The organism is Bradyrhizobium sp. NDS-1 (genome assembly GCF_032918005.1).
Lineage (GTDB): Bacteria > Pseudomonadota > Alphaproteobacteria > Rhizobiales > Xanthobacteraceae > Bradyrhizobium > Bradyrhizobium tunisiense.
This window is the reverse complement of the sequence record NZ_CP136628.1, coordinates 1,958,898-1,983,297: the sequence shown is the minus strand read 5'-3', so window position 1 is coordinate 1,983,297 and position 24,400 is coordinate 1,958,898. Positions and strand designations below refer to the sequence as shown.

Genomic DNA, 24,400 nt, shown 5'->3' with positions numbered 1-24,400 from the left:
CTCGACCGAGTCTGCCGCGCGATGGATTCCGGGTTCGATGCTGCGCATCGCCCCGGAATGACGGTGGGCATAGATGATCTCCCCCACCCTCCCCGCCGAATTGAAAGCCGCACTCGACGGCAAGCTGCAGTGCTTCTCGCGCACCGACGCGGCACAGCGCTCGCAGAAGATCTCGACCACCTACCGCGCAGGCGGTACGTCCGGCACGATCAAGTCCGAGGCTGATGGCCTCGCCTATGCCCTCGCGCGCATGCCGGCGACCTACGCGGCCGTGGCCGCCAGCTTGAACGCGCTGACCGAGATCGCACCAGACCTCGCCCCGGAAACGTTGCTCGACGTCGGCGCGGGCCCGGGTACCGCGAGCTGGGCGGCCGCGGAAGCCTTCCCGTCGCTGCAGGATTTCACCCTGCTCGACGCCAACGCCACGCTGAGCCGGCTGGCGCTCGACCTCGCGCGCGACAGCACGCGTCTTGGAGAGTGTCGCTATCTGCCGGGCGATGCCGGCGGCAACCTCGCTGAAGTCTCGCAAGCTGATCTCGTCATCGCCAGCTACATCATCGGCGAACTCAGCGAGAGCGATCAGCGCAAGCTCGCCCAGGCGATGTGGGCGAAAGCACGCCACGCCCTGCTCGTGATCGAGCCCGGCACGCCCGCGGGCTATGCCCGCATCCTCGCGCTGCGCCAGCAGCTGGTCACGGCCGGCGCTTACGTCGCCGCACCCTGCCCGCACGAAAGGCCCTGTCCGCTCCTCGCGCCCGACTGGTGCCATTTCTCCCAGCGCCTGCCGCGCTCGCAGGCGCACCGCCAGATCAAGGGGGCCGAGGTGCCGTTCGAGGACGAGCGCTTCATCTACGTCGCCCTGACCCGCACGGCGCCCGAGAGCCGCGCCGCGCGCGTGCTGGCGCCGCCGGATGTCGGCAAGGCCGAGATCACGGCCAAGCTCTGTACCGAGAGCAGCGTCGCGCTGACGAAAATCCCGCGCCGCGACAAGCCGGCCTATGCAAGCGCCCGGCGTTGGCGCTGGGGCGACGCGGTTGTTGCCGAAAGTTAACCCCGTTCAGGCCTTCGGCTTGAACTCGGATGGCTCCTCGTCAGACCAAATCCTACCTCCCCTCCGCGACGGGCTCTCGCTCCACGCCAATTTGGTCTACCCTAGCACCCGCCTTCTTCCCTCTTCAGGAGTTCTCCATGTCGACCGGCTGGATCGTTCTCGGCGTCATCGTCGTCCTCGCGCTGTTCGCCTTCAGCGCCTATAACCGCCTGGTGGCGCTGAGCCAACGCGTCGGCCAGGCCTTTGCCGACATCGACGTGCAGCTCAAGCAGCGTCACGATCTGATCCCGAACCTGGTCGAGACCGTGAAGGGCTATGCCTCGCACGAACGCGGCACGCTCGACGACGTCATCAAGGCGCGCAATTCGGCGATGTCAGCCCAGGGGCCGTCGCAGGTATCCGCCGCGGAGAACCAGCTCTCGGGTGCGCTCGGCCGGCTGATCGCGCTCTCGGAGGCCTATCCGGATCTCAAGGCCAACGCCAATTTCCAGCAGCTCGCATCCGAGCTCTCCGACCTCGAGAACAAGATCGCGGCGAGCCGCCGCTTCTTCAACAACGCGGTCCAGGAATACAACACCGGCATCCAGCAGCTGCCTGCCGCGCTGTTCGCAGGCATGTTCGGCTTCACCAGGAAGGACTTCTTCGATCTCGGCGCCAGCCGCACCGAGGTCGAGGCGACACCGCAGGTGAAGTTCTGATTGCTTGAGCATGCCCATCATTTCTTTCCGTCATTCCGGGGCGATGCGTAGCATCGAACCCGGAATCTCGAGGTTCCGGGTTCACGCCTTCGGCGCGCCCCGGAACGACGGATTTTGATAAAGACGCGTCATGGCCGCGTATGGTCTCTACACGCATATCGCCTCGAACAAGTTTCGTTCGATGCTGCTGCTCGCCGGCCTGTTCATGCTGGTCTACGTGCTGGTCTACGTGCTGGTCTACGTGCTGGTCTATGCCGGCGCGCTGCTCGCCGAAGTTCTCATCGACAGCAACCGGACCGTCGCCTTCTACCTGAGCCACGCCTTCCAGGATCTGAAAATCGCTGCCCCCGTTGCGACAATCGTGGCGGCGGTCTGGATCGTGATCGCCTATTTCTTCCACCAGTCGATGATCGATGCGGTGACCGGTGGCCACGGCGTCACCCGGCAGGAGGAGCCGCGGCTCTACAATCTGCTCGAAAACCTCTGCATCTCGCGCGGCATCACCATGCCGAAGCTGAAGATCATGGAGAGCCCGGCACTGAACGCGTTCGCGACCGGCCTCAATCCCAGGCAATATTCCATCACCGTCACCACGGGTCTGCTCGATGCGCTTGATGACAAGGAGATCGAGGCCGTGCTCGGCCACGAGCTGACCCACATCAAGAACGGCGACGTACAGTTGATGGTGGTCGCCGTCATCATCGCCGGCGTGGTCGGCTTCTTCGGCGAATTGTTCTTCCGCCTGTTCACGAATCTCAATTGGAGCTCCGGCTCCGGCGGCTCATGGTCCTCGGGCTCCTCCTCCTCGTCGCGGTCGTCCTCCTCGTCGAGCGAGGGAAAAAGTTCCGGTGGCGGCGCGGTGATCGTGATCATCATCGCGATCGTGCTGATCGTGGTGGCCTGGCTGCTGTCCCAGGTGGTGAAGCTCGCGCTGTCCCGCTCGCGCGAATATCTCGCCGACGCCGGCTCCGTGGAGCTGACCAAGGATCCCGATGCGATGATCTCGGCCCTGCGCAAGATCGAGAATCGCGGCGAGCTGCCCGGCGCGACCTCGGCCGTCATGGAGCTCTGCGTCGACAATCCCCGCGAGGGCTTTGCCGACCTGTTCGCAACCCATCCTTCTGTGCAGTCCCGGGTCGATGCACTGGTCAAGTTTGCCGGCGGCCGCGATCCAGGCCCGCTGCTGCCGAGTGAGGAAACGGACGAGCCCGAGCCACCAGCCGACCAGCAGGACGCCCCGCCGCCGCGTCATGGCCCCTGGGACGATACCGACGAGCCCGCCGCTCCACCGCCCGTGCCTGCATCCGGCCCCTCCGGAACCGCGAACAGCAATCCGGTCCGCAATTCCATGGGCCCCTGGGGCCGTCATTAGGCACGCGATGTCCCGCCATCCGCGGCAGTTTCGCCGCGCTTGGGAAAAACTTCCGGAATTGCCGTATCGACGGCCTGCGGAATTGAATTCTCCCTTGTTTCTGCCATGTTCGCGCCCAACAGCAGACTCGGGACATCCTTGGGGCCATCCTCGGGACATCGATTTGGGGCCCGGCCGATCGCGACCTCGCGATCGGGGGGCGCGCGTTAGGGGACAGCAATGGCAAAGCCGGCAGTGGTTGTGGTGGGCGCGGACAAGGGCGGGGTCGGCAAGACCACGGTGTCGCGGACCTTGCTCGATTATTTCTCAGCCAACAACGTGCCCACGCGCGCCTTCGACACGGAGTCGCCCCGCGGAACCCTGAAGCGCTTCCACCCTGACATCACCGAGATCGTCGACATGACGACGACGGCCGATCAGATGAAGATCTTCGATACGCTCAACGCGACGAGCCCGTCGGTCACCGTGATCGACGTCCGCGCCGGCCTGCTCTCGCCGGCGCTCGCCTCCTTGCGCGACATCGGTTTCCTCGACGCCGCCAAGGCCGGCCAAATCACCTTTGCCGTGTTCCACATCCTCGGCCCCTCGATCGCCTCGCTGGACGAGATCGCCGAGACCGCGGGCTTCATGGGCGGCGCAAAATATTTCCTGGTCAAGAACTTCATCAACGACACCCAGTTCTTCCAGTGGGACCAGGCGACTTACCAATCGTATTTCAACCGCATCAAGGACGCGACCGAGCTGACCATCCCCAAGCTCAACGAAATGGCCTATGAGCAGGTCGAGGTGTCCTCCGTTCCGTTCCTGAAATTCGTCGCCAACAAGGGCATCAACGACGAGGCAGCGAACTATTCGTTCGTTCTGCGCGGCTATGTCCGGCACTGGCTGGCCAACGTCTGGAGCGAGTTCGACCGGATCCGCCTGACCGACATCGTCGGGTCGAAATCCGCGACCCGCAACAGCGAAAAATAGTTGCGAAGCCGGGGCTGATACGGCTGGATTGGGCGGTGAGTTGGCCTGATATAGCTGTCGATGCCCGCGACACCCGTCTACATCATCTGTTCGCCCCGCCCGCAGGTAGGAAAGACCCTGCTGGCGCGGCTCCTCAGCGAATTCCTGCTGCTCAAGAACGGCAACGTCGCGGCCTTCGACGTCAATCTGAAGGAGCCGTCGCTGCTCGACTATCTGCCGAAGGTGACCGAAACGGCCGACGTGATCGACACCTACGGCAAGATGCAGCTGATGGACCGCGTCATCCTCGATGACGGCGTTGCCAAGGTGATCGACCTCGGCTTCCACGCCTTCGACGAGTTCTTCAAGATGACCGACGAGATCGGCCTGTTGAAGGAGGCCGCGCGCCGCCATGTCGCGCCTCAGATCCTGTTCGTCGCCGACACCGACCGCGTCTCGATCCGCGCCCACGAGACGCTGCGCGGGCAGATCCCGCGCATGAACCTGATCACGGTCGACAACGAACATGTCGTGCGCGGCGAGCTGCCGGCCGCGATGGCCGGCGGCCGGCTGTTCCGCCTGCCCGCGCTGCCGGGCTTCCTCAAGACCTATATCGACCGATTGAACTTCTCCTTCACCGGCTACCTGCGCCAGGAGAAGGATGCCTCGACCGAGCTGCACCAATGGACCCGGCGCAACTACCTCGCCTTTCGTGAGCTCGAGCTCAGCCTGATCCTGCAGCGCTCCTGACGTATTTTACCCGGGTGTTATTGACAGTGGGCGGGCCTGCCGCTACTGAGTGCGCAGCAACGTCCTCAGTAAGGCCCATCCCCGTGAGCATCGACCGGAAAGCAGCGATCGCCGCCTACAAGGAGCGAAAGACCATCGCGGGCATCTTCGTCTTGCGCTGCGCGGCCTCGGGCGAGGCCTGGGTCGGCCAGGCGCCGAACCTGGAGACGATCCAGAACCGCATCTGGTTCTCACTGCGCCAGGGCAGCCACACATGCCGCAGCCTCCAGGCAGCCTGGAAGGCCCATGGCGAGACCGGCCTGACCTTTGCCGAGTGCGAGCGCCTGGAGGACGAGGAGAGCGCCTATGTCAGGAACGCGCTCCTGAAGGAGCGCATGCTGCATTGGCGGGACGAGCTGAAGGCCGAGATGATCTGACCGCAGCGGCGGCTCAGTGCCCCTCGAACGTCATCAGCGTGCGCACCGGAACGTCCATGGCGCGCAGCTTGGCGGCGCCGCCGAGCTCGGGGAGGTCGATGATGAAGCAGGCGGCGACGACGTTGGCGCCGATCTGGCGCAGCAGCTTCACCGCGCCTTCCGCGGTGCCGCCGGTGGCGATGAGGTCGTCCACCAGGATGACGCGCTCGCCGGGCTGGATCGCGTCGACATGCATCTCCATCTCGTCGATACCGTATTCGAGTGAATAGGCGATGCGCACCGTCGTGTGCGGCAGCTTGCCCTTCTTGCGGATCGGCACGAAGCCGGCCGAGAGCTGATGCGCCACCGCGCCGCCGATGATGAAGCCGCGCGCCTCCATGCCCGCGACCTTGTCGATCTTGTTGCCGGCCCAGGGATTGACGAGCTCATCGACCGCGCGGCGGAACGCGCGTGCGTCCGCCAGCAGGGTCGTGATGTCGCGGAACATGATCCCTGGCTTGGGATAGTCAGGGATGGTGCGGACGCTCGCCTTGATATCATGGTCGAAGGTCATTGGTGCCTCTCAATCAACGCGCGCATCCAGCCGGAACGCATTCTCGACAATACGTAGTCCCACCTCATTGCCGAGCGACATCAGCGATTCCGGGTGGAATTGCACGCCGGCGATCGGCAGGGTCTTGTGCTCCAGCGCCATGGCGACGCCGTCCTCGGTGCTTGCGGTGACGGACAACACCTCCGGCATGCTGTCGCGCTCTACGAAGAGCGAGTGATAGCGGCCGATGACGATCTCGTTCGGCAGATTGCGCATCAGCCGTCCGCCGCGCACCTGCACCCGCGAGGGGCGGCCGTGGGCGGGATGGGTGAGCTGCCCGAGCTCGCCGCCAAAATATTCGCCGATGGCCTGCACACCGAGACAGACGCCGAACACCGGCAGCTTCTTCTCCAGCGCCGCATCGATCGTCTTCTTGATCGCGAAATCCTCGGGGCGTCCAGGACCCGGCGACAGCACCAGCAAATCCCATGTCCTCTGCTTGAGCATGTCGAGCGCATGCACATGGCGGACCACGGTGACGCTGGCGCCGACCTGGCGGAAGTAATCGGCGAGCATGTGGACGAAACTGTCGTCGTGGTCGATCAGCAGCACCTGCTTGCCCGAACCGGTCGCATCAGGCGCAAAGGTCGACAGCGGCTTCGGCGGATCGCCGCGCAGCGCCTGGAACAGCGCGGCAGCTTTCACCTGGCACTCGCGGTCTTCGGCGGCGGGATCGGAATCGAACAGGCACGTGGCGCCGACGCGCACTTCGGCAAGCCCATCCTTCATGCGGATGGTGCGGATGGTGAGACCGGTGTTGATGCTGCCGTCGAAGTTCACCGCGCCGATCGCGCCGGCATACCAGCGGCGCGGCGAACGCTCGTGATCCTCGACGAACTGCATCGCCCACAGCTTGGGCGCACCCGTTACGGTGACCGCCCAGGCATGGGTGAGGAAGGCATCGAGCGCGTCGAAGCCGGGGCGCAGCATGCCCTCGACATGATCGACGGTGTGGAACAGCTTGGAGTAGGTTTCGATCTGCCGGCGCGCCAGCACCTTGATGGTGCCGGGGACGCAGACGCGCGCCTTGTCGTTGCGGTCGACGTCGGTGCACATGTTGAGCTCGAACTCGTCCTTCTCCGAGTTCAGCAGCTGGCGAATCTGCTCGGCATCGCCGATCGCATCGCTGCCGCGCGCGATGGTGCCTGAGATCGGGCAGGTTTCGACGCGGCGCCCGTCCGAGCGCACGAACATTTCCGGCGAGGCGGAGACGAGAAACTCGCCTTCGCCGAGATTCATCAGCGCGCCATAGGGCGACGGATTGATGACGCAGAGGCGCTGGAACACTTCCGCCGGCGAGCGATCGCAAGGCTCCGCGAACAACTGCCCTGGCACCGCCTCGAACAGATCACCGCGGGCGAAGGCGGCGCGCGCGGTCTCGACGGTGGCCTGATATTCGCCGGGCGCGTGATCGGCGAAGCCCTGGCGCGGCGTCTTCAGGTATGGGCTCTCGGCGGTCTCGCGCGGCAGGCCTGCGGTGGACTTGCCGTTCCAGGCGAAGTCGTAACTCAGCACGACGCCGCGGCCGGTGGCGCGGTCATAAGCCAGCAGGCGATCGGGCACGTAGAGCACGATGTCGCGCTGGTCGCTCTCGCGTGCACGCTTCTGTACGAGGTCCTCGATCTGGAACACGAGGTCGTAGGCGAAGGCGCCGAACAGGCCGAGGAGCCCGTCTTCATTGGCGGAGAAGGCGGCGACGAGATCGCGCACCAGCGACATCACGCTGGCACGCCGGGTGCGCTGGTCCTCCTCGACCGGCGCGTCGCCGCGGATGATGTGGCCGGCCAGGCGCGAAGCGGTCTTCTCGGAGATCACCACGCAGGGTTCGCGCAGCACGTCAGTAAGGAAGGCGATCAGCACCTGCCCGCGTGCGTTCAGCGCTTCCAGCTTGAAATTGACGCCCGTGGTCTCGAGCTTGAGAGGCGGATCGGAGAAACCGAGGTCAAAACTCTCATAGCGGCCGGGCACGGTCGTGCCCGAGGACAACACCACGCCGCGGCGGTGGTCGAGCAGGTTGATCAGGTCGTCGAGCCGATTGGCACCGCCGGTAAACTGCTCGGCCACCCGCGTGATCGCAAGTCCCGCGCGGGTCACATAGTCGCTTCGAGCCGGGAGGGCAAAGACTGTCCTGTTCATGTCGTCCTCTTACGAAACTTGCCGAGGGAACGCCACACAGGACAAACGATCAGGCCGCCGCGCTGTGCTGGCGACCTCAGACGATTTGGGAAAGGAAAATCGCACCGGCCACCTCGTCAGGAGGTGCGCCACCAAAGACGGGCTGGGCGGACGGCGGTGCTCATAGCGTGGATACTCACCATGGTCGGGAAGCGGCGTCAAGGGTGGGCGGCAGCCCGGATGGAGCGTAGCGCAATCCGGAGACGCGCCACGACGAGACAGTCCCGGATTCCGGTGCGCTCCATCCGGGCTACCAGTTGGGTCAGGCCGCGCTGGTGCCGCCGAGATGATTGGCGAAGAACTTGATCGCCCGGCCCCAGGCGAGCTCGGCGGCTTCGCGGTCGTGCACGGCCTGGCGCTGCTCGTTGACGAAGGCGTGCTCGGCGTCATAGCGGAACAGCTCCAGCGACTTGCCGGCGGCCTTCATGGCCTTTTCGAAGCCATTGACCAGCTCCGGCGTGCACCAATCGTCCTTGTTGGCGAAATGGGCCTGGAGCGGAATCTTGACGTCGGCGGGCTTGGCCGCCTGCTCGGGCGGGATGCCGTAGAACACGACGCCGGCCGCAAGCTCCGGGATCTTGGTCGCGCCGATGATGGTGACGGCGCCGCCGAGGCAGAAGCCTGTCAGCCCGACCTTGGCGCCGTTGCGCGAGAGATATTGCGTGGCGCCGCGTACCGTCTGCGTGGTGGCGTCCATGAAGTCGAGCGAGTTCATTTCCTTGTTGGCGGAATCCGTGTCGTGGTACGGCACCACCTTGCCCTTGTAGAGATCGGGCGCCAGCGCATCGAAGCCTGCCAGCGCGAAACGATCGCACAGGCCCTTGATCTGGTCCGACAGCCCCCACCATTCCTGGATCACGACCACGCCCGGCGCGTTGCCGCGCGCGGCGTTGGCCAGATAGCCCGAGGCGTCCTTGCCGTCCGGGCGCTTGAAGGTGATGGCGGTTCCCATGGTGTCCTCCGATGAGTTTTTGGGGGAGCGGTTGAGGCTATTTTGACGGCTGGAAGCGCGCGGCGCAATCCACACTCCCGTCATTCCGGGTTCGATGCTTACCCATCGCGCTGGAATGACGGACAACAAAAAAGCCCCCATCCGGGGGCTTTTTCATTTCGCTCGTCTCGTCCCGAGCCGCTCAGTGCGAGGTGGCCCAGACCTTTTTCTTGGTGAAGTACATCAGGCCGGCAAAGAGGATCAGGAACACGAAGACCTGGAAGCCGAGGCGCTTGCGCGCTTCCATGTGCGGCTCTGCGGTCCACATCAGGAACGTGGTGACGTCCTTGGCGTATTGCGCCACCGTGGCGGGCGAGCCGTCGTCGTAGGTGACTTGGCCATCGCTGATCGGCTTCGGCATCTTGATGGCATGGCCCGGGAAGTACTTGTTGTAGTAGGAGCCCTCCGGCAGGGTCACACCTTCCGGCGCCTTGTCCAGGTAGCCCTGAAGCACTGCCGACACGTAGTCCGGACCCTGCTCCTGGTATTGGGTGAAGAAGTCGATGATGAACCAAGGGAAGCCGCGCTTGTAGGAACGCGCCTTGGTGATCAGGGACAGGTCGGGTGGCGCCGCACCGCCGTTCGCGGCACGCGCTGCCTGCTCGTTCGGAAATGGCGAGGGGAAATAGTCCGCCGGCCGGCCCGCACGCTCGAACATGTCACCCGCATCGTTCGGGCCGTCCTTGACCTTGTATTCCGAAGCGAAGGCAGCCGCCTGCGCCACCGAATAGCCCGGACCGCCGGGCTCGGCGAGATTGCGGAAAGCGACGTAGGACAGGCCGTGGCAGCTGGCGCAGACTTCCTTGTAGACCTTCAGGCCACGCTGCAGCGCGCCGCGATCGAACGTACCGAAGGGGCCCGAGAACGACCATTTGTTGCCCGGAGGCTTGTCGCCGCCTTCAGCCGCTTTCGCGCTGTCGATCGAGCCCGCGAACAACGAACCGGCGAGCGCCAGCACGATCGCGGTCGAAACCATCGGCGTCGACCTGCTGCCGGTCTTGGCGAGCACCGCGTCCGAGATCGAGTTCGGAACCGGCCGCGGCTTCTCGATGCGCGCGAGCAGCGGCAGCACGATCAGGAAGTAGGCGAAATAGCAGAACGTAAGGATCCTGCCGGCGATCACGTAGATGCCCTCCGGCGGCTGTGCGCCGAGATAGCCGAGCAGGATGCAGACCGCGACGAAGATCCAGAAGAACTGCTTTGCCAGCGGACGATACTTCGACGACCTGGTCTTGGCGCTGTCGAGCCAGGGCAGGAAGCACAGGATGATGATCGCCCCGAACATTGCGATGACGCCGGCGAGCTTGTCCGGGATCGAGCGCAGGATCGCGTAGAACGGCAGGTAATACCATTCCGGCACGATGTGCGGCGGCGTCACGCCGGGGTTCGCCGGAATGTAGTTGTCGGCGTCGCCGAGATAGTTCGGCATGTAGAAGATGAACCAGGCGTAGAGCAGCATGAAGCAGGTGACGCCGAACATGTCCTTGATGGTGGCATGCGGCGTGAACGGCACCGTGTCCTTTTCCGTCTTCGGCTCGACACCGTCAGGATTGTTCTGGCCGGCGACGTGTAGCGCCCAGACGTGGAGCACGACGACGCCCGCGATCACGAACGGCAACAGGAAATGCAGCGAGAAGAAGCGGTTCAGCGTCGGGTTGCCGACCGCATAGCCGCCCCAGAGCAGCGTCACGACGCTCTCGCCGACATAGGGAATGGCGGAGAACAGGTTGGTGATGACGGTGGCGCCCCAGAAGCTCATCTGGCCCCACGGCAGCACATAACCCATGAAGCCGGTCGCCATCATCAGGAGATAGATGATGACGCCGAGGATCCACAGCACCTCGCGCGGCTCCTTGTACGACCCGTAGTAAAGGCCGCGGAACATATGGACATAGACCGCGACGAAGAACATGGAGGCGCCGACCGCGTGCATGTTGCGCAGCAGCCAGCCGTAGTTCACGTCACGGACGATCAGCTCGACCGACTTGAAGGCGAGATCGGCATGCGGCGTGTAGTGCATCGCCAGGATCACGCCGGTCAGGATCTGCATCCCCAGCATGAAGGAGAGGATGGCGCCGAAGGTCCACCAATAGTTCAGGTTGCGCGGGGTGGGATAGGCGACGAAGGAGGAGTGCATGAGACCAAAGATCGGCAGGCGCCGCTCGATCCATTGCAAGGCCGGATTGCTCGGCTGGTAGTCGGATGGTCCGCTCATGATGCGATCCTGAGGAAATAGTACGACGAGACGGCGCGAAGCTTCGGACGAAGGTCCGAGGCTCAGCCGATCTGGATTTTGGTGTCGGAAACGAACTGGTACGGCGGCACCGCCAAATTCGTGGGCGCGGGCCCCTGGCGGATGCGGCCGGACGTATCGTACTGCGAACCATGGCAGGGGCAGAAGAACCCGTCGTAATTGCCCTCATGAGCGATCGGGATGCAGCCGAGATGGGTGCAGATGCCGATCACGACCAGCCACTGCTCATGGCCGGACTTGACCCGGGCCTCGTCGGTCTGCGGATCGGGCAGGCTCGCCACGTTGACGGCGCGCGCCTCGTCGATCTGCTTCTTGGTGCGGTGGCTGATGTAGATCGGCTTGCCGCGCCAGAACACCTTGAGGTCCTGGCCTTCGGCGACCGGGCTGAGATCGACCTCGATCGGCGCACCAGCGGCGATGGTCGAGGCGTCAGGATTCATTTGGGAGATGAAGGGCCAGAGCGCAGCCGCGCCCCCTACTGCTGCAGCTGCCCCGGTTGCAACGAATAAGAAATCACGGCGTGTCGGATGGTCCGCCGAAGACGCTGTCGTCACGATTCCAACCCTTTCTTCTTATGCGACCGGTGGAACCGCTCCAGGGGGCGCCCATGAGGTCCCCGGAAAGGCTGCCGGCGCCCGCGGCCCCCCGCGGCGGCAGAACTTCGCTTATCCACCTCTAAACAGGCGAAACAGCAGTCCAGAATCGTTCTATTGGCACCCTTGCCGGGCGAGCGCAAGCCCGCTATCGGCGCGGGAGCGTGCAATGCACGAATTCCCGGGCAGGCGATGTTTTATTGAGACATTTCCGCCCCACAACCAACCGCAGCCCATGATGCAGATAGCGCTCTTCCAGCCCGACATCCCCCAGAACACCGGCACGATTCTCAGACTCTGCGCCTGCCTGGGACTGGCCGCCCATATCATTGAGCCGGCGGGGTTCCCGGTCTCCGACCGCGCGTTCCGCCGGGCGGGAATGGATTACCTCGGCCATGTCAGCATCGTCAGGCACGACTCCTGGCAGAAATTCGAGGACTGGCGCGCCTCGCACGGCTACCGCCTGCTGCTGTTCACCACCAAGGGCGCCACCGACTATCGCGATTTCCGTTACCAGATGTCGGACATCCTGCTATTCGGGCGCGAGAGCGCTGGCGTCACCGACGCGGTGGTCGAGGCCGCGGATGCGCGGCTGGTGATCCCGATCACGGCGGGGCTGCGGTCGCTCAATGTCGCCATGACCGCGGCCATGGCCGCAGGCGAGGCGCTGCGGCAGATGCGAGCCCCGCAAGTCTGACAAGGTCAAGTCCGGCAAGGATGAGGAGAGACAATTGAGTTACGCGGTCAAGGAAATCTTCCTGACCCTGCAAGGCGAAGGCGCCCATGCCGGGCGCGCGTCCGTGTTCTGCCGTTTTGCCGGCTGCAATCTCTGGAGCGGGCGCGAGGCGGACCGCATGGATGCGACCTGCAAATTCTGCGACACGGATTTCGTCGGCATCGACGGCACGCTCGGCGGCCGCTACGGCTCGGCCGCCGAGCTCGCCGACACCATCGCCGAGCAATGGACGGCAACCGCCGCCAACCGCTACGTGGTGCTCACCGGCGGCGAGCCGCTGCTCCAGGTCGACGCCGCGCTGATCGAGGCGCTCCATGCCCGCGGCTTCGAGATCGGCGTCGAGACCAACGGCACGATCGAAGCGCCGGAGGGGCTCGACTGGATCTGCGTCAGCCCCAAGGGAGGCAGCGAGCTGGTGCTGCGCCAGGGGCACGAGCTGAAGCTGGTCTATCCGCAGGCCCTCGCCGCGCCCGAGACTTTCGAGAACCTCGCCTTCGAGCGCTTCTCGCTGCAGCCTATGGACGGCCCCGACGCCATCGAGAACACCGCACGTGCGATCGACTATTGCCTGCGCCATCCGCAATGGCGGCTCAGCGTGCAGACGCACAAGTCGCTCGGCATCAGATAGGACGCGACCGGGAATGCAGATGGACATGTCCACGATCGAAGACCGCAAAACCCGCGCACGCGCCTGGTTCGAAGCCTTGCGCGACGACATCTGCGCGAGCTTCGAGCGGCTCGAGGACGACGCCCCGCAGAGCCTCTATCCGGGCGAAGCAGGCCGCTTCAAGCGCACGCCGTGGCAACGCACCGACCATACCGGCGCGGCCGGCGGTGGCGGCGTGATGTCGATGATGCACGGCCGGCTGTTCGAGAAGGTCGGCGTGCACTGCTCGACCGTACATGGCGAGTTCGCGCCCGAGTTTCGGGCTCAGATCCCCGGCGCCGCGGAAGATCCAAAATTCTGGGCCTCCGGCATCTCCCTGATCGCGCATATGCGCAATCCGAACGTGCCCGCGGTGCACATGAACACCCGCTTCGTCGTCACCACCAAGGCCTGGTTCGGCGGCGGCGCCGATCTCACGCCGGTGCTGGACCGACGGCGCACGCAGGAAGATGCCGACACCATCGCCTTCCACGCCGCGATGAAGCAAGCCTGCAACCAGCACGACGGCGTTGCCGATTACGACAAGTACAGGAAATGGTGCGAGGAGTATTTCTACCTGCCGCACCGCAAGGAAGCGCGCGGCATCGGCGGCATCTTCTACGACTGGCACGACAGCGGCGACTGGGACGCCGACCTCGCCTTCACGCAGGACGTCGGCCGCGCCTTCCTGAAGATCTATCCCGAGATCGTCAGGCGCAATTTCGCGAGCGCCTGGACCGCCGCGGACCGCGAGGAGCAATTGGTCCGGCGGGGCCGCTATGTCGAGTTCAACCTGCTCTACGATCGCGGCACCATCTTCGGGCTCAAGACCGGCGGCAATGTCGACTCGATCCTGTCATCCATGCCGCCGGAGGTGAAGTGGCCATGACGACGACGCCGATCTCGAAACCGTTGCCGCGCGCCATGCTGATCGACATGGACGACACCATCCTGTCCGCCTATGGCCGGCCAGAGATCGCCTGGAACACGATCACGAACGAATTTGCCGAGGAGCTGGCGCCGCTGCCGCCAGCGCTGGTCGCAACCGCCGTGCTCGCCTTCGCGCGAAACTTCTGGGCGAACGCGGAAGCCGCATGGCGGATGAAGCTCGCCGAGGCGCGGCACCTCACGGTCAAGGGCGGCTTTGCCGCGCTCGCGGCAGCCGGCCACCGCGCCCTCCCCGACGACCTCGCCATCCGCCTCGCCGACCGCTTCACGGCTTATCGCGAGGAGGAGATGTTCGTCTTCCCCGGCGCGCATGAAGCGATCGACGAATTGAAGGCGCTCGGCATCAAGCTGGCGCTGGTGACCAACGGTGCCGCCGACACCCAGCGCGCCAAGGTCGAGCGCTTCGAGCTGGCGCACCGCTTCGACCACATCCAGATCGAGGGCGAGCACGGTTTCGGCAAGCCCGAGGAGCGCGCTTATCTGCACGCGATGGAAGCGCTTGGGGTCACGCCCGCGGACACCTGGATGATCGGCGACAATCTCGAATGGGAAGTCGTGACGCCGCAGCGCCTCGGCATCTATTCGATCTGGATCGACGTGCATGGCGACGGCCTGCCCGAAGGCTCGACGGTCAGACCCGACCGCATCATCCGCTCGCTGACCGAGCTGGTGCCGGACCGGCCCTGACCAAACCAAAATATCGAAAAACAACCCCATGCACAGTAGACGGCTGCTGCAATAACAACGGCTTACGTCACGCCGAAAGCGAATTGCCGATTTTACGAAATCATTTGACCCGTCGGGCAAAACGGGCGCATGATGCCATCATCGCCGCACCCAGGACGGAACAGCCCTCGGTGACCATCGAGCGATCCCCACTCGAACCTCTGCCATAGACGCTTCGGAAGTTGACGCCAGCCGGGCACATTCGCGGGTCCCCATCCCGTGATCGGCGTGTCATGCCGGCTTGCTAGCTTCTCAAGTCAATCAACCTGAAAGGACCATCCATGGAACTGAAAGCCGGCGATATCGTCATGCTGAAATCCGGCGGGCAGCCGCTCACCGTCGCCGAAGTGAAGGGCGACGAAGTCCTCTGTCTCTGGATGGGCGTGGAAGGCGATTTGTTTCGCGAGACCCTACCGCTCGCCGTGCTCGAACAACTGGAAGAGTTGGACGAGGATGAAGAGGATGAAGAAGACGAGGAAGACGAGGAAGACGAGGAATAGGCGCGGCCGGGTCCTCATCCTGGCGGCGCGGGAACCAAACCCAAAGGCGTCGATTAGGATGTCATGATCCGCGCACCTCAATTCGCGGTTCGGGCCGGAAGCCTTGCGATGATCGCTTTCGTCGTAGCGATGACTGGCTCTGGCCCGAGCGGTGCAGACCCCTCATCTGCTTCCACAACACTTCGGAATGCCGCCGCTTTTTCCTCCATTTCAAATCAAGCGGATCGCTCGCGCGCGCTGTTCGAAGAAATCGGCAAGGTGCTCACCAATCCGCGTTGCATGAATTGCCACCCGGCCGGCGATCATCCGTTGCAGGGTGACGATAGCCACGAGCATGTACCGCCGATATGGCGTGCCGAGACCGGGCATTTCGAGGTCAATTGCTCCGGATGCCATGGCGGGAAGAACTTCTCGCTTCACGAAGCGGCCACCTATCGAAGCATTCCCGGTCATCCGCGATGGGGCTTCGCGCCACTGTCCATGGCGTGGGAAGGCAAGTCGTTGGGCGAGATCTGCCGCCAGTTGAAGGACGTCCAGCTCAATGGCGGTCGTGACCTCGCCGCGCTGCAGGAACACATCGCCAAGGATGATCTCGTCGCGTGGGGGTGGAATCCCGGCGAAGGCCGCAAGCCGGCTCCGGGCAGCCAGCAGGCGGCGGGCGAACTGGTGCAGGCCTGGATCGATAGCGGCGCCGAGTGCCCACGCTGACGCAGGCAGTTATCCGGACGTTGCGGCGCCCATAACGCGCGATGCTGAGCTCCTGGAATGTCCAATGGAACTCCCGGGAACATCGGCCGTTTCCATCCGTTCCAAAATCAGGAGACGCGCGTGAACCGCCGAGACCTTCTTCGCGCATCAGCTGCTGTTTCAGCTGCAGCCATCCTGCCACGGGCTGCAGACGCTCAGACCAGCGCCGCCGCGCCCTTCGGCCCATCCACCGTGCGCGAGCTGGCGCGGGCGCTTGCGACCAAGCCATTTGTGGCTCCGGACGAGAAGCTTCCGGATCCACTGAAGAATCTCGATTACGACCGATACCGATCCATTCGGTTCGCCCCCGAAAAGGCGCTGTGGCGTGACGAAAAATTGCCGTTCCAGGTGCAGTTCTTCCACCGCGGCTTCTTCTACAAGAACAGGGTCGACATCTTTGAGGTGGCGAACAGAAGCGTCACGCCGGTGTTGTATCGGCGCGCTGACTTTTCGTTCGGCGAAGGGCTCGGGCAATGGCCGGATGCGGACCTCGGGTTCGGCGGCTTCCGTATCCATACCCCGATCAACAAACCCGATTATTACGACGAACTTTGCGTATTCCTTGGCGCAAGCTACTTCCGGGCCGTTGCGAAAGGACAGACCTATGGCCTGTCCGCGCGGGGGCTTGCGATCGATACAGGCGAGAGCAAAGGCGAAGAGTTTCCGGTGTTCAAGGCGTTCTGGCTGGAGAAGCCGGCGCCGAACGCCTCCTCGATGGTGGTCCATGCGCTGCTCGACAGCAAGAGCGCGGCGGCCAGCTACCGCTTCACCATACGGCCGGGCCAAACCACGGTATTCGACGTCGAGATGGCCCTCTATCCGCGGGTCGACGTCGAGCACGCGGGGCTCGCGCCGATGACCAGCATGTTCTTCTTCGGTCCGAACGATCGGAAGGACTTCGATGATTTCCGCCCCGCGGTTCACGACTCGGATGGACTTTCGATCTTCAACGGCAGAGGCGAGCAGCTCTGGCGACCGCTCAACAATCCGCGCGATTTGCAGGTCAGCAGTTTTGCCGATGTCAATCCTGGCGGCTTCGGCCTCATGCAGCGGGAGAGGAATTATCTCGCTTATCAGGATCTGGAATCCAGTTTCGAGACGCGTCCAAGCCTCTGGTTCGAGCCGATCGGCGATTGGGGCGAAGGGGCGGTGAAATTGATCGAGATCCCGACCAAGGAAGAGGTCCACGACAATATCGCCGCGCTCTGGCAGCCGAAGCAGCCCCTGGCGGCAAAGAGCGAGCACATCTTTACCTATCGACTGCACTGGGGACCGGACGCGCCGAAAGCCGACGCACTTGCGCGGTTCACGCGAACGGGAATCGGCAGCCGTGGCGATGACAGCAAGCTGTTCGTCCTGGAGCTGATGGGCGACCGCCTCAAAAGCATCGATCCCAAGACCATCAAAGGCATGGTGACCGCTGAAAAAGCTGAAATCAGCAACATCGTCACGCAACCTAATCCCGCGACCGGCGGATGGCGTTTGAGCTTCCAATGCGCGGTCAAGGGGCAGGCGTCGATCGAATTGCGCGCTTTCCTCGCGCAAAACGATGCGCCGGTCTCTGAAGTCTGGATCTATCGATGGACGCCCTGAAGCACTCGCAGGCGGCGCTGCCAAGCGCCTCCGCCCGCCCGTTTCTGCCGCAGGAAAGCCCGCTGACGATGCTGCCGTGCCGGCTGGACAACGCAACCGGCGTCGGGCAGTCGCAAGCGCCGGCGAGGGCCAGCCTGACGGTTCGCCGTCTCTTCATCTTTGCCGGTACCGCCTTGCTGACGCTTGCAGGCGGCTACGGCATGTACGACGTGGTGAAAATTGGCGGTGTCACCTTTCTCGAGGCGCTGCTGCTGGGTCTGTTCTTCGTGCTGCTCGCCTGGGTCGCGTTCTCGTTCATGTCCGCGCTTGCCGGATTTTTCGTGCTGTTGACGCGCGGGCAGGTCAGCCTGCCGATCGACACGACAGGCCCGCTGCCTCCCATCACCACGCGCACCGCGATGCTGCTGCCGACCTATAACGAGGACCCCCATCATGTGATGGCCCGGCTGCGCGCAATGTATGAATCCGTCGAAGCGACCGGATATGGCCCACAGTTCGACTGGTTCTTGCTGAGCGATACGACTGACCCGGACATCTGGATCAGCGAAGAGATGGCCTTCATCCAGCTGCGCCGCGCCTGCGGCGGAGATCGGCTGTACTACCGGCATCGCTCCGACAACACCGCGCGGAAGTCCGGAAACATCGCGGACTGGGTCACCAGGTTCGGCGCGGCCTATGATCACATGATCGTCCTTGACGCTGACAGCCTCATGGAGGCTGACACGATCGTTCGTATCGTCCACGCGATGGAACACAACCCCACTTGCGCGCTGATCCAGACGCAGCCCGTCATCGTCAACGCGCGCACGCTGTTCAGCAGGCTGCAGCAATTTTCGGGACGCATGTACGGTCCGCTCATCACGGCGGGCAATGCCTGGTGGCACGGCGGCGACAGCAACTATTGGGGCCACAACGCCATCATCCGGATACAGGCCTTCGCTGCGGAGGCCGGACTGCCGGAACTGCGCGGTCGCAAACCCTTCGGAGGACACATCCTCAGCCATGATTTTGTCGAGGCCGCGTTGATGCGCCGCGCCGGCTGGGGGATCTATATGGTCCCGGCGATTCACGGCAGCTTCGAAGAGGTCCCGCCGTCATTGCTGGACTTTGCGGGGAGAGACCGTCGCTGGTGCCAGGGAAACCTGCAGCATCTCGCGGTCCTGCCGGCACGCGGGCTACACTGGGTCTCGAGGCTGCATCTGCTCACCGGCATCGGCTCCTACGTGACGGCGCCGCTCTGGCTTGTGTTCCTGTTGCTCGGTCTGCTCATCTCGCTGCAGGCGCACTTCATCCGGCCCGAATACTTTCCGAAGGGCTTCAGTTTGTTTCCGACATGGCCGCAACAGGATCCGGTGCTTGCGGCCTGGGTCTTTGCCGCGACAATGGGGCTTCTGATCCTGCCGAAGCTGCTGGCCTATCTGGTTATGATCAGCAATCGCGATGAGCGAGCCGGATTTGCAGGAAGCTTTCGTGCTCTGGTGGGTGTCGTTTGCGAGACGTTCGTGGCGGCATTGCTAGCCCCCTGCATGATGATCCTTCAGACCAAGGCCGTCGTGGAAATTCTCGCCGGCCGTGACGCGGGCTGGCAAGTGCAGCGCCGAGGCGATGGACAGCCTGCCCGCGGCGAAGTCCATCGAAAGCTCGCCGGACCGACACTGTTCGGCCTCGCCCTGTCGATATGCGCCTATGCAGTCTCCTTGCCCCTGCTGCTCTGGATGTCGCCGGTGGTGCTGGGACTGCTGCTTTCGATCCCGTTGGGGATCATGACGTCTTTGCGGCTGAGCACGCCCGGGGTCTTTGCCACGCCGGAAACCAACAGCCCGCCTGCCGTAGTGCTGCGCGCGAACGAGCTTGCCGCATCAAAGCGCACTGAAATGGCCGGGGCTCTACACCAGCTCGGCCGGGACCCTGAATTGCTGGTCGAGCATCTGGGCTCGCTCTCGCCTGCCAGCCCGCGCAGATTTGCTCCCGTCGACGTGCCTCTTGCGACCGCAACCGCCAAGGTCGAGCAATGCGAAAGCCTGGAGGATGCCGCTTCCTGGCTCGACCGCTCGGAATTGCAAGCCGTTCTCGGCCATCCGACGCTGCTCAAGCACGTCCTCGAAATGCCTCCGGGCAGGCGAGAGTAGCCGTTGCGGTCAAGCCGTTATCGGGTGCCAGGTGCGGGCGTTCATTGCTCACGGCTGCCGATCGCTGCCGCACCAATTGCGTTGGACGAAAAGGCTGACTAGGACGTTCGGATGAGCATCGAATCGCCTCCGAGTTGGCCAGTTGTGGACCCGCCGCCTTTTGTGCCCGCGCCTCGTCGCCGATGGCCGTTTGCTCTCTTCGTGGCCGTTGTCTTGGCGCTGGCAGGCGCAGGGGCCGGTTACGTCTGGCTGAATCCGGGATTGCTCAGTCAGTCCGCCGGACGCGAGGATGGGGATGCCGACAGCAGATCCGGTGACAAGGCGATCATGACCGACTTGCTCGCCGCGCAACAGAAAACGGCCGACGACCTGGCAGCGGTCGACAGGGCCATCGCCGACCAGCAAGAGCAGCTGAAGGCGATCGTAAGTCAGCTTGCCAACCTCAGTTCGAAAATTGACGCACTGAAGAGCCCGGCCCCGCAGTCATCGGTCGCGCCGGCTCCGCTGACCGCGCCCGGTGTCGCGATGCCATCGGCTTCAGTGCCTCCCGTTTCGCCAGCAGCGACAGCGCGCGTCGCCCCGAAGCAAAAGAAGCCACCGCGCGCAGCGGCCCCGAGCGGTCCGATATCAATCGGGGGAGCGCCGTTAAACGCGACGCCGGATGCGACTGTGCGCTGAGCCGCGTCGTCTACGCGATCAGCTGCCTCGCCGCCGCCGAGATCATCACCAGCCCGCCGGTGATCACCGCGGCATCGAGGATCGCAGTGTGGATATGCACCGGCATCCGCTCGACGAAGGCCTTGGCGAGGAACGCGCCGGGGATCGCGATCGCGCCGATCAGCAGCGCGAAGGCGAGCACTTGCGCGGTGACGGCGCCGGCGAGACCGAACACCGAGATCTTGATGAGGCCGGTGCCGAGCGAGATCATCGCATCGGTCGCAATCACGGCGGCGCCTTCGAGGCCGGCGGCCATCAGCAGCGAGAGCAGGATCACGCCGGAGCCCGAGGTGCCGCCGACCAGCACGCCGTAGCCGACCGAGCCGGCGGCAAGACCGCCGTCGCCGATCCGCACCTGACGGCGGCGGAGCACGCGGCGCAGCGGCACGCTGAGGATCAGCATCGAACCAATCACCAGAGCCGCGCCGGCGTTGGTGAGGCGCGTATAGCCGTAGGCGCCGAGTGCGGTCGTCAGCGCCGCGCAGGCCAGCACGATCAGCGCGCGGCGTCGGTCGGCATAGCGGATATAGGCGAGTGCACGGCTCGAATTGGTGAGCATCGCGGAGATCGCGATGATCGGCACCACCGGCTCGGCGCCGACCAGGGGTACCAGCACCAGCGGCATCAGGGCGCCGGTGCCGTAGCCGGCGAGACCACCGATGATCGAAGCAAACAACGCCATCAACGCGACCAGCAGGAGCTGAAAGATCGAGATGTCGGCGAAGGCTGAGACGATGGTCACGTTCTCTCGTCGCGGCTGACGCGGGCCGCAGCTTGATCGGCGATGGCAGCGAGTGCGGCATCATCTAGGGGAAAATCCGCCGCAAGCCAAGCGTCCTCCGCGAGCGTCAGCACATGCCCGAGCCGGGGTCCTTCCGCCATTCCGCGCGCGATGAAGTCGGCGGCCTTCAGCGGAAATTTCGGCGCAGTCCAGCGCTGCGGCAGCTCGGCGAGCGCGCGCCAGCGCGTTGACGTGACGTCGCCGCCGGCCCGCGCCCATCCCAGCAACACGCGATCGTGATAGCGCTCGGGGCCGAGCCGATAGAGCAGCCGCCGCGCATTGGCCTCGTCCTTGGTCGCGAAGCGCCACCAGCGATGGCCCATCGAATCCAGCGCCTTGGTCTCGGCATTGGACAGCCGCAGGCGCGCGGCGACGCGCTTGGCATCTTCGGTCACCGCGACGGTCAGCGCGGCGAGGCGGCGCGTGGTGCTCGCGGTGAGGCCGAACTCGCGTTCGATCGCAATCATCGTCGCCAGCGGCCCGGTATAGACGACGCCGCCGGTCAGCGTTTGCAGCAATCCGCCCTCGGCCATGGCCAGCGCGGCTGCGGATGCGCCTGCTGCCACCAGCAGCTTCAGCATCTCCATCCGCATCCGCTCGGCCGAGAGGCTGGCGAGGCCCGCGCGTCCCCGGATACAGGCGAGATAGCCCTCGCGGTCGGGCTCGCCCGCGCCGAAGGCGGCGTGGATGCGGAAGAAGCGCAGGATGCGCAAGTAATCCTCGGCGATGCGCTGATCGGGATCGCCGATGAAGCGCACGCGGCGCGCTTTCGCATCCGCGATGCCGCCGACATGATCGTAGACGATTCCTGCCGCATCGACCGACAAGCCGTTCATGGTGAAGTCGCGCCGCTCGGCATCCTTCACCCAGTCGCGGCCGAACGCGACCTTGGCCTTGCGGCCGAAAGTCTCGGTATCCTCGCGCAGCGTCGTGACTTCATAGGGATGGCTGTCGATGACCAGCGTGACGGTGCCGTGATCGATGCCGGTCGGCACGCTCTTGATGCCGGCTGCCTTGGCGCGCCGCATCACCTCCTCCGGCCGCGCCGTGGTCGCGATGTCGATGTCGCCGGGCTCGAGACCGAGCAGCGCGTTGCGCACCGCGCCGCCGACCACCCGCGCCTCCTCGCCGTCGGCGTTGAGCAGTTGCAGGACGCGCGCGGTCCCGCCTGCGGTCAGCCAGGGCGCATGGGCGAGTAAAGGCTCCGCGCTCATCAGCCGGCCCCTATTTTTCCGTGCCCGGCACCAGCCTGCCGTCCTCGATATGAGCGGGAACGTAGGTCGAATCGGGCGACGCGCCGGAGAAGTGCGCAAGGCCGATCAAGCCCGCAATGACGAGCACGATGGCAACGAGCGCGAGGCGCGCCACGACGGTGAGCGGCCAGGACGAGCGCGCGAACAGGCCGGATCGCGTCGCGGCCAGGAACAGCGCATAGACGGCAAAGGGGATGAGGAAGATTCCGATCTCGGTCAGAACCGTCCGCATCATGATGAATAGATCCGTTCATAGAGCACGCGCAGCATCCCGGCGGTCGCCCCCCAGATGTAGCGCTCCGCGAAGGGCATCGCGTAATAGGATCGCTCCATGCCGCGGAATTCCTTGCTGTGCACCTGATGGTTCACCGGGTTCATCAGGAAGGATAGCGGCACCTCGAACGCGTCATCAACCTCGGAATGGTTGATGGTGAGCTCGAAGCCCGGCCGGACTTTCGCGACGGTCGGCAGGATGCGGAAGCCGAACCCCGTCCCGTACAGATCGAGATAGCCGAGCGGCTCGACGAAGTCTCGGGACAACCCGACTTCCTCCTCGGCTTCGCGCAGCGCCGCGTCCAGCGGCGAGGAATCGGTCGCGTCGATCTTGCCGCCCGGAAAGGCGATCTGGCCGGCATGGTCGTTCAGATGGGCCGAGCGCTGCGTCAGGAGGATGGTCGGCTCGGGATGATCGACCACCGCGATCAGGACCGCTGCGGGGCGCACCGGCTGCTCGCGCGCGATGATCTCGAGCATCTTGTCGGTGCCGGGATCGCCCGAGGCGGGGATGATGTTGGGATCGAACAGACCGGGCGGCACGTCGAAACCAAGCTTGGCCCGGGAACGCGCGAAGAAATCCGCCGCGCCGATCACGGCCGGATCGTTCTTGGGGATAGGCTTGTTCAAAGCGCGGCCCTCACCTGCTCCGCATCGGCCATGGCGAAGAATTCGCCTGATGATTCGACGCCGAACATCGGCTGGCCATCGACCATCCGCTCCTCGCCCATGTCAACCAGATCGTAATAGAGCGCCCGCGTGACCTTGGCCCAGAGATCGGCGCGGACATGCAAGTACGGCGTCAGCCCGCCGTCCCCGGCCTGCTCGAAGCGCAGCCGGTGCGCGGCATCGCAAGGGACCCAGTCGTCGACATTGGTGCGGAAGCTGAGCACGCGATGCGTTCCCTCCCCGTCCTTCAGCATCTCGACCGCCATGAATGGCGCATCATCGACGCGGATGCCGACCTTCTCGACCGGCGTGACCAGGAAATGCTTGTCGCCCTCGCGCTTCAGGATGGTCGAAAACAGCCGGACCAGCGCGGGGCGCCCGATCGGCGTCCCCATGTAGAACCAAGTACCGTCGGAGGCGATTCGGATGTCGAGATCGCCGCAAAACGGCGGATTCCACAGATGTACCGGAGGCAGGCCCTTTTTGGCGCCTTCGGCCTTGGCAGCAGTTTGGGCCGCGGCCGTCAGCCCCTCGAGACCACAATCGGCGCTCTGCCCTTGGTTCGCCATGGTTTGCCCTGACTTTGTCCTTTGGCACGATTGGTGCAGGTCTACGTTGTACATCGGCGCTCGGTTCCACCCCGGATTAGTGCGGTGTGGCGGTCGCCACTTCGTGATGCCGTACATAACCCGAAGCCGATAAGGTGGGGATAGGTTAATTCAACGAATACATGGCCTTCCTGCAAGTCTAGCATAGGGCCCATGATCTGGCGTGATGACCTAGCGTGATGACCTGGCGGTGATCACCTGACGTGATGAATTGGCGTGATGCGATGACAT

At 64.4% G+C, this 24,400-nt stretch carries 25 protein-coding genes; 15 read left to right on the top strand and 10 right to left on the bottom strand.

The annotated features are described in order from the left end of the window. Positions 1-73: 73 nt before the first annotated feature. From RX330_RS09395 to RX330_RS09370, 6 genes are all read left to right on the top strand, one after another. On the top strand, positions 74-1,051 hold the full coding sequence (locus RX330_RS09395) for a small ribosomal subunit Rsm22 family protein (RefSeq protein WP_317242811.1): 978 nt from the start codon (positions 74-76) through the stop codon (positions 1,049-1,051). A 137-nt stretch (positions 1,052-1,188) separates the two neighbouring features. After that, positions 1,189-1,749 (top strand): LemA family protein, encoded by a 561-nt coding sequence (locus RX330_RS09390; RefSeq protein ID WP_212089313.1) that lies wholly within the window; start codon positions 1,189-1,191, stop codon positions 1,747-1,749. 130 nt (positions 1,750-1,879) lie between these two features. Continuing rightward, a complete protein-coding gene (locus tag RX330_RS09385) occupies positions 1,880-3,121 on the top strand; it encodes a M48 family metallopeptidase (RefSeq protein WP_317242810.1) in 1,242 nt (413 codons plus the stop codon). A 219-nt stretch (positions 3,122-3,340) separates the two neighbouring features. Then, the gene (locus tag RX330_RS09380; RefSeq protein ID WP_212089301.1) at positions 3,341-4,093 is read left to right on the top strand and encodes a hypothetical protein; all 753 of its coding nucleotides are present in this window, start codon (positions 3,341-3,343) and stop codon (positions 4,091-4,093) included. Between the two features lie 60 nt (positions 4,094-4,153). After that, positions 4,154-4,822 carry a hypothetical protein gene (locus RX330_RS09375; protein ID WP_212089299.1) on the top strand — a complete coding sequence of 223 codons (669 nt, stop codon included), beginning with the start codon at positions 4,154-4,156 and terminating at the stop codon, positions 4,820-4,822. Positions 4,823-4,905: 83 nt separating this feature from the next. Next, positions 4,906-5,238: a GIY-YIG nuclease family protein gene (locus RX330_RS09370; RefSeq protein ID WP_317242809.1), complete on the top strand. Its 333-nt coding sequence runs from the start codon at positions 4,906-4,908 to the stop codon at positions 5,236-5,238. 13 nt (positions 5,239-5,251) lie between these two features. Here the strand turns inward: RX330_RS09370 and RX330_RS09365 are convergent, their stop codons facing one another. The 5 genes from RX330_RS09365 to petA all read right to left on the bottom strand — a co-directional run bounded on the left by RX330_RS09365 (position 5,252) and on the right by petA (position 11,804). Continuing rightward, positions 5,252-5,791: an adenine phosphoribosyltransferase gene (locus tag RX330_RS09365; protein ID WP_018323310.1), complete on the bottom strand. Its 540-nt coding sequence runs from the start codon at positions 5,789-5,791 to the stop codon at positions 5,252-5,254. A 9-nt stretch (positions 5,792-5,800) separates the two neighbouring features. After that, a complete protein-coding gene (locus RX330_RS09360) occupies positions 5,801-7,966 on the bottom strand; it encodes an anthranilate synthase component I (RefSeq protein WP_317242808.1) in 2,166 nt (721 codons plus the stop codon). 301 nt (positions 7,967-8,267) lie between these two features. Next, positions 8,268-8,957, bottom strand: coding sequence for a dienelactone hydrolase family protein (locus tag RX330_RS09355; protein WP_212089293.1), 690 nt, complete (start codon positions 8,955-8,957; stop codon positions 8,268-8,270). A gap of 181 nt (positions 8,958-9,138) precedes the next feature. After that, positions 9,139-11,211, bottom strand: a complete 2,073-nt coding sequence (gene fbcH, locus RX330_RS09350; protein WP_317242807.1) for a cytochrome b/c1 — start codon at positions 11,209-11,211, stop codon at positions 9,139-9,141. Positions 11,212-11,273: 62 nt separating this feature from the next. Continuing rightward, positions 11,274-11,804, bottom strand: coding sequence for a ubiquinol-cytochrome c reductase iron-sulfur subunit (petA, locus tag RX330_RS09345; RefSeq protein WP_212089289.1), 531 nt, complete (start codon positions 11,802-11,804; stop codon positions 11,274-11,276). A gap of 277 nt (positions 11,805-12,081) precedes the next feature. Between petA and RX330_RS09340 the strand changes: the two genes are divergently transcribed. The 9 genes from RX330_RS09340 to RX330_RS09300 all read left to right on the top strand — a co-directional run bounded on the left by RX330_RS09340 (position 12,082) and on the right by RX330_RS09300 (position 20,546). Next, on the top strand, positions 12,082-12,540 hold the full coding sequence (locus tag RX330_RS09340; protein ID WP_317243866.1) for a tRNA (cytidine(34)-2'-O)-methyltransferase: 459 nt from the start codon (positions 12,082-12,084) through the stop codon (positions 12,538-12,540). Positions 12,541-12,574: 34 nt separating this feature from the next. After that, positions 12,575-13,207, top strand: a complete 633-nt coding sequence (gene queE / locus RX330_RS09335; RefSeq protein WP_317242806.1) for a 7-carboxy-7-deazaguanine synthase — start codon at positions 12,575-12,577, stop codon at positions 13,205-13,207. 19 nt (positions 13,208-13,226) lie between these two features. Beyond that, on the top strand, positions 13,227-14,114 hold the full coding sequence (gene hemF / locus RX330_RS09330) for an oxygen-dependent coproporphyrinogen oxidase (RefSeq protein ID WP_317242805.1): 888 nt from the start codon (positions 13,227-13,229) through the stop codon (positions 14,112-14,114). Beyond that, entirely contained in the window at positions 14,111-14,860 is a 750-nt protein-coding gene (locus RX330_RS09325; RefSeq protein WP_317242804.1) for an HAD family hydrolase, read from the top strand. Before hemF ends, RX330_RS09325 begins: the two co-directional genes overlap by 4 nt. 320 nt (positions 14,861-15,180) lie before the next feature. Then, entirely contained in the window at positions 15,181-15,399 is a 219-nt protein-coding gene (locus RX330_RS09320) for a DUF2158 domain-containing protein (protein ID WP_212089278.1), read from the top strand. 108 nt (positions 15,400-15,507) lie between these two features. Then, a complete protein-coding gene (locus RX330_RS09315) occupies positions 15,508-16,107 on the top strand; it encodes an Isoquinoline 1-oxidoreductase subunit (RefSeq protein WP_317242803.1) in 600 nt (199 codons plus the stop codon). 120 nt (positions 16,108-16,227) lie between these two features. Next, positions 16,228-17,739, top strand: coding sequence for a glucan biosynthesis protein G (locus RX330_RS09310; RefSeq protein ID WP_317242802.1), 1,512 nt, complete (start codon positions 16,228-16,230; stop codon positions 17,737-17,739). Further along, positions 17,727-19,868 carry a glucans biosynthesis glucosyltransferase MdoH gene (gene mdoH / locus RX330_RS09305; protein ID WP_317242801.1) on the top strand — a complete coding sequence of 714 codons (2,142 nt, stop codon included), beginning with the start codon at positions 17,727-17,729 and terminating at the stop codon, positions 19,866-19,868. The genes RX330_RS09310 and mdoH overlap by 13 nt, the downstream gene beginning before the upstream one ends. Positions 19,869-19,979: 111 nt before the next feature. Next, on the top strand, positions 19,980-20,546 hold the full coding sequence (locus RX330_RS09300; protein ID WP_212089265.1) for a hypothetical protein: 567 nt from the start codon (positions 19,980-19,982) through the stop codon (positions 20,544-20,546). A gap of 10 nt (positions 20,547-20,556) precedes the next feature. On the opposite strand, the gene RX330_RS09295 is transcribed toward RX330_RS09300, so the two are convergent. From RX330_RS09295 to RX330_RS09275, 5 genes are read right to left on the bottom strand one after another with little or no spacing between them, the layout of a single operon-like run. Continuing rightward, the gene (locus RX330_RS09295) at positions 20,557-21,327 is read right to left on the bottom strand and encodes a sulfite exporter TauE/SafE family protein (RefSeq protein WP_212089263.1); all 771 of its coding nucleotides are present in this window, start codon (positions 21,325-21,327) and stop codon (positions 20,557-20,559) included. Further along, a complete protein-coding gene (locus tag RX330_RS09290; protein WP_317242800.1) occupies positions 21,324-22,580 on the bottom strand; it encodes a CCA tRNA nucleotidyltransferase in 1,257 nt (418 codons plus the stop codon). The genes RX330_RS09295 and RX330_RS09290 overlap by 4 nt, the downstream gene beginning before the upstream one ends. A 10-nt stretch (positions 22,581-22,590) precedes the next feature. After that, a complete protein-coding gene (locus RX330_RS09285) occupies positions 22,591-22,854 on the bottom strand; it encodes a DUF6111 family protein (protein ID WP_212089259.1) in 264 nt (87 codons plus the stop codon). Continuing rightward, positions 22,851-23,522 (bottom strand): CoA pyrophosphatase, encoded by a 672-nt coding sequence (locus RX330_RS09280; RefSeq protein WP_212089256.1) that lies wholly within the window; start codon positions 23,520-23,522, stop codon positions 22,851-22,853. The genes RX330_RS09285 and RX330_RS09280 overlap by 4 nt, the downstream gene beginning before the upstream one ends. Continuing rightward, positions 23,519-24,130, bottom strand: a complete 612-nt coding sequence (locus RX330_RS09275) for a DUF1285 domain-containing protein (protein ID WP_317242799.1) — start codon at positions 24,128-24,130, stop codon at positions 23,519-23,521. Before RX330_RS09275 ends, RX330_RS09280 begins: the two co-directional genes overlap by 4 nt. Positions 24,131-24,400: the final 270 nt, after the last annotated feature.

Bases quoted from the DNA above. Each gene is read 5' to 3' on its own strand.
- RX330_RS09375 (WP_212089299.1), top strand. From the start codon at position 4,154: ATGCCCGCGACACCCGTCTACATCATCTGTTCGCCCCGCCCGCAGGTA.
- RX330_RS09395 (WP_317242811.1), top strand. From the start codon at position 74: ATGATCTCCCCCACCCTCCCCGCCGAATTGAAAGCCGCACTCGACGGC.
- RX330_RS09320 (WP_212089278.1), top strand. From the start codon at position 15,181: ATGGAACTGAAAGCCGGCGATATCGTCATGCTGAAATCCGGCGGGCAG.
- RX330_RS09340 (WP_317243866.1), top strand. From the start codon at position 12,082: ATGCAGATAGCGCTCTTCCAGCCCGACATCCCCCAGAACACCGGCACG.
- RX330_RS09275 (WP_317242799.1), bottom strand. From the start codon at position 24,130: ATGGCGAACCAAGGGCAGAGCGCCGATTGTGGTCTCGAGGGGCTGACG.
- fbcH (WP_317242807.1), bottom strand. From the start codon at position 11,211: ATGAGCGGACCATCCGACTACCAGCCGAGCAATCCGGCCTTGCAATGG.
- RX330_RS09380 (WP_212089301.1), top strand. From the start codon at position 3,341: ATGGCAAAGCCGGCAGTGGTTGTGGTGGGCGCGGACAAGGGCGGGGTC.
- RX330_RS09315 (WP_317242803.1), top strand. From the start codon at position 15,508: ATGATCGCTTTCGTCGTAGCGATGACTGGCTCTGGCCCGAGCGGTGCA.
- RX330_RS09390 (WP_212089313.1), top strand. From the start codon at position 1,189: ATGTCGACCGGCTGGATCGTTCTCGGCGTCATCGTCGTCCTCGCGCTG.
- RX330_RS09385 (WP_317242810.1), top strand. From the start codon at position 1,880: ATGGCCGCGTATGGTCTCTACACGCATATCGCCTCGAACAAGTTTCGT.
- RX330_RS09325 (WP_317242804.1), top strand. From the start codon at position 14,111: ATGACGACGACGCCGATCTCGAAACCGTTGCCGCGCGCCATGCTGATC.
- RX330_RS09290 (WP_317242800.1), bottom strand. From the start codon at position 22,580: ATGAGCGCGGAGCCTTTACTCGCCCATGCGCCCTGGCTGACCGCAGGC.
- RX330_RS09285 (WP_212089259.1), bottom strand. From the start codon at position 22,854: ATGATGCGGACGGTTCTGACCGAGATCGGAATCTTCCTCATCCCCTTT.
- mdoH (WP_317242801.1), top strand. From the start codon at position 17,727: ATGGACGCCCTGAAGCACTCGCAGGCGGCGCTGCCAAGCGCCTCCGCC.
- RX330_RS09355 (WP_212089293.1), bottom strand. From the start codon at position 8,957: ATGGGAACCGCCATCACCTTCAAGCGCCCGGACGGCAAGGACGCCTCG.
- hemF (WP_317242805.1), top strand. From the start codon at position 13,227: ATGGACATGTCCACGATCGAAGACCGCAAAACCCGCGCACGCGCCTGG.
- RX330_RS09360 (WP_317242808.1), bottom strand. From the start codon at position 7,966: ATGAACAGGACAGTCTTTGCCCTCCCGGCTCGAAGCGACTATGTGACC.
- RX330_RS09365 (WP_018323310.1), bottom strand. From the start codon at position 5,791: ATGACCTTCGACCATGATATCAAGGCGAGCGTCCGCACCATCCCTGAC.
- RX330_RS09300 (WP_212089265.1), top strand. From the start codon at position 19,980: ATGAGCATCGAATCGCCTCCGAGTTGGCCAGTTGTGGACCCGCCGCCT.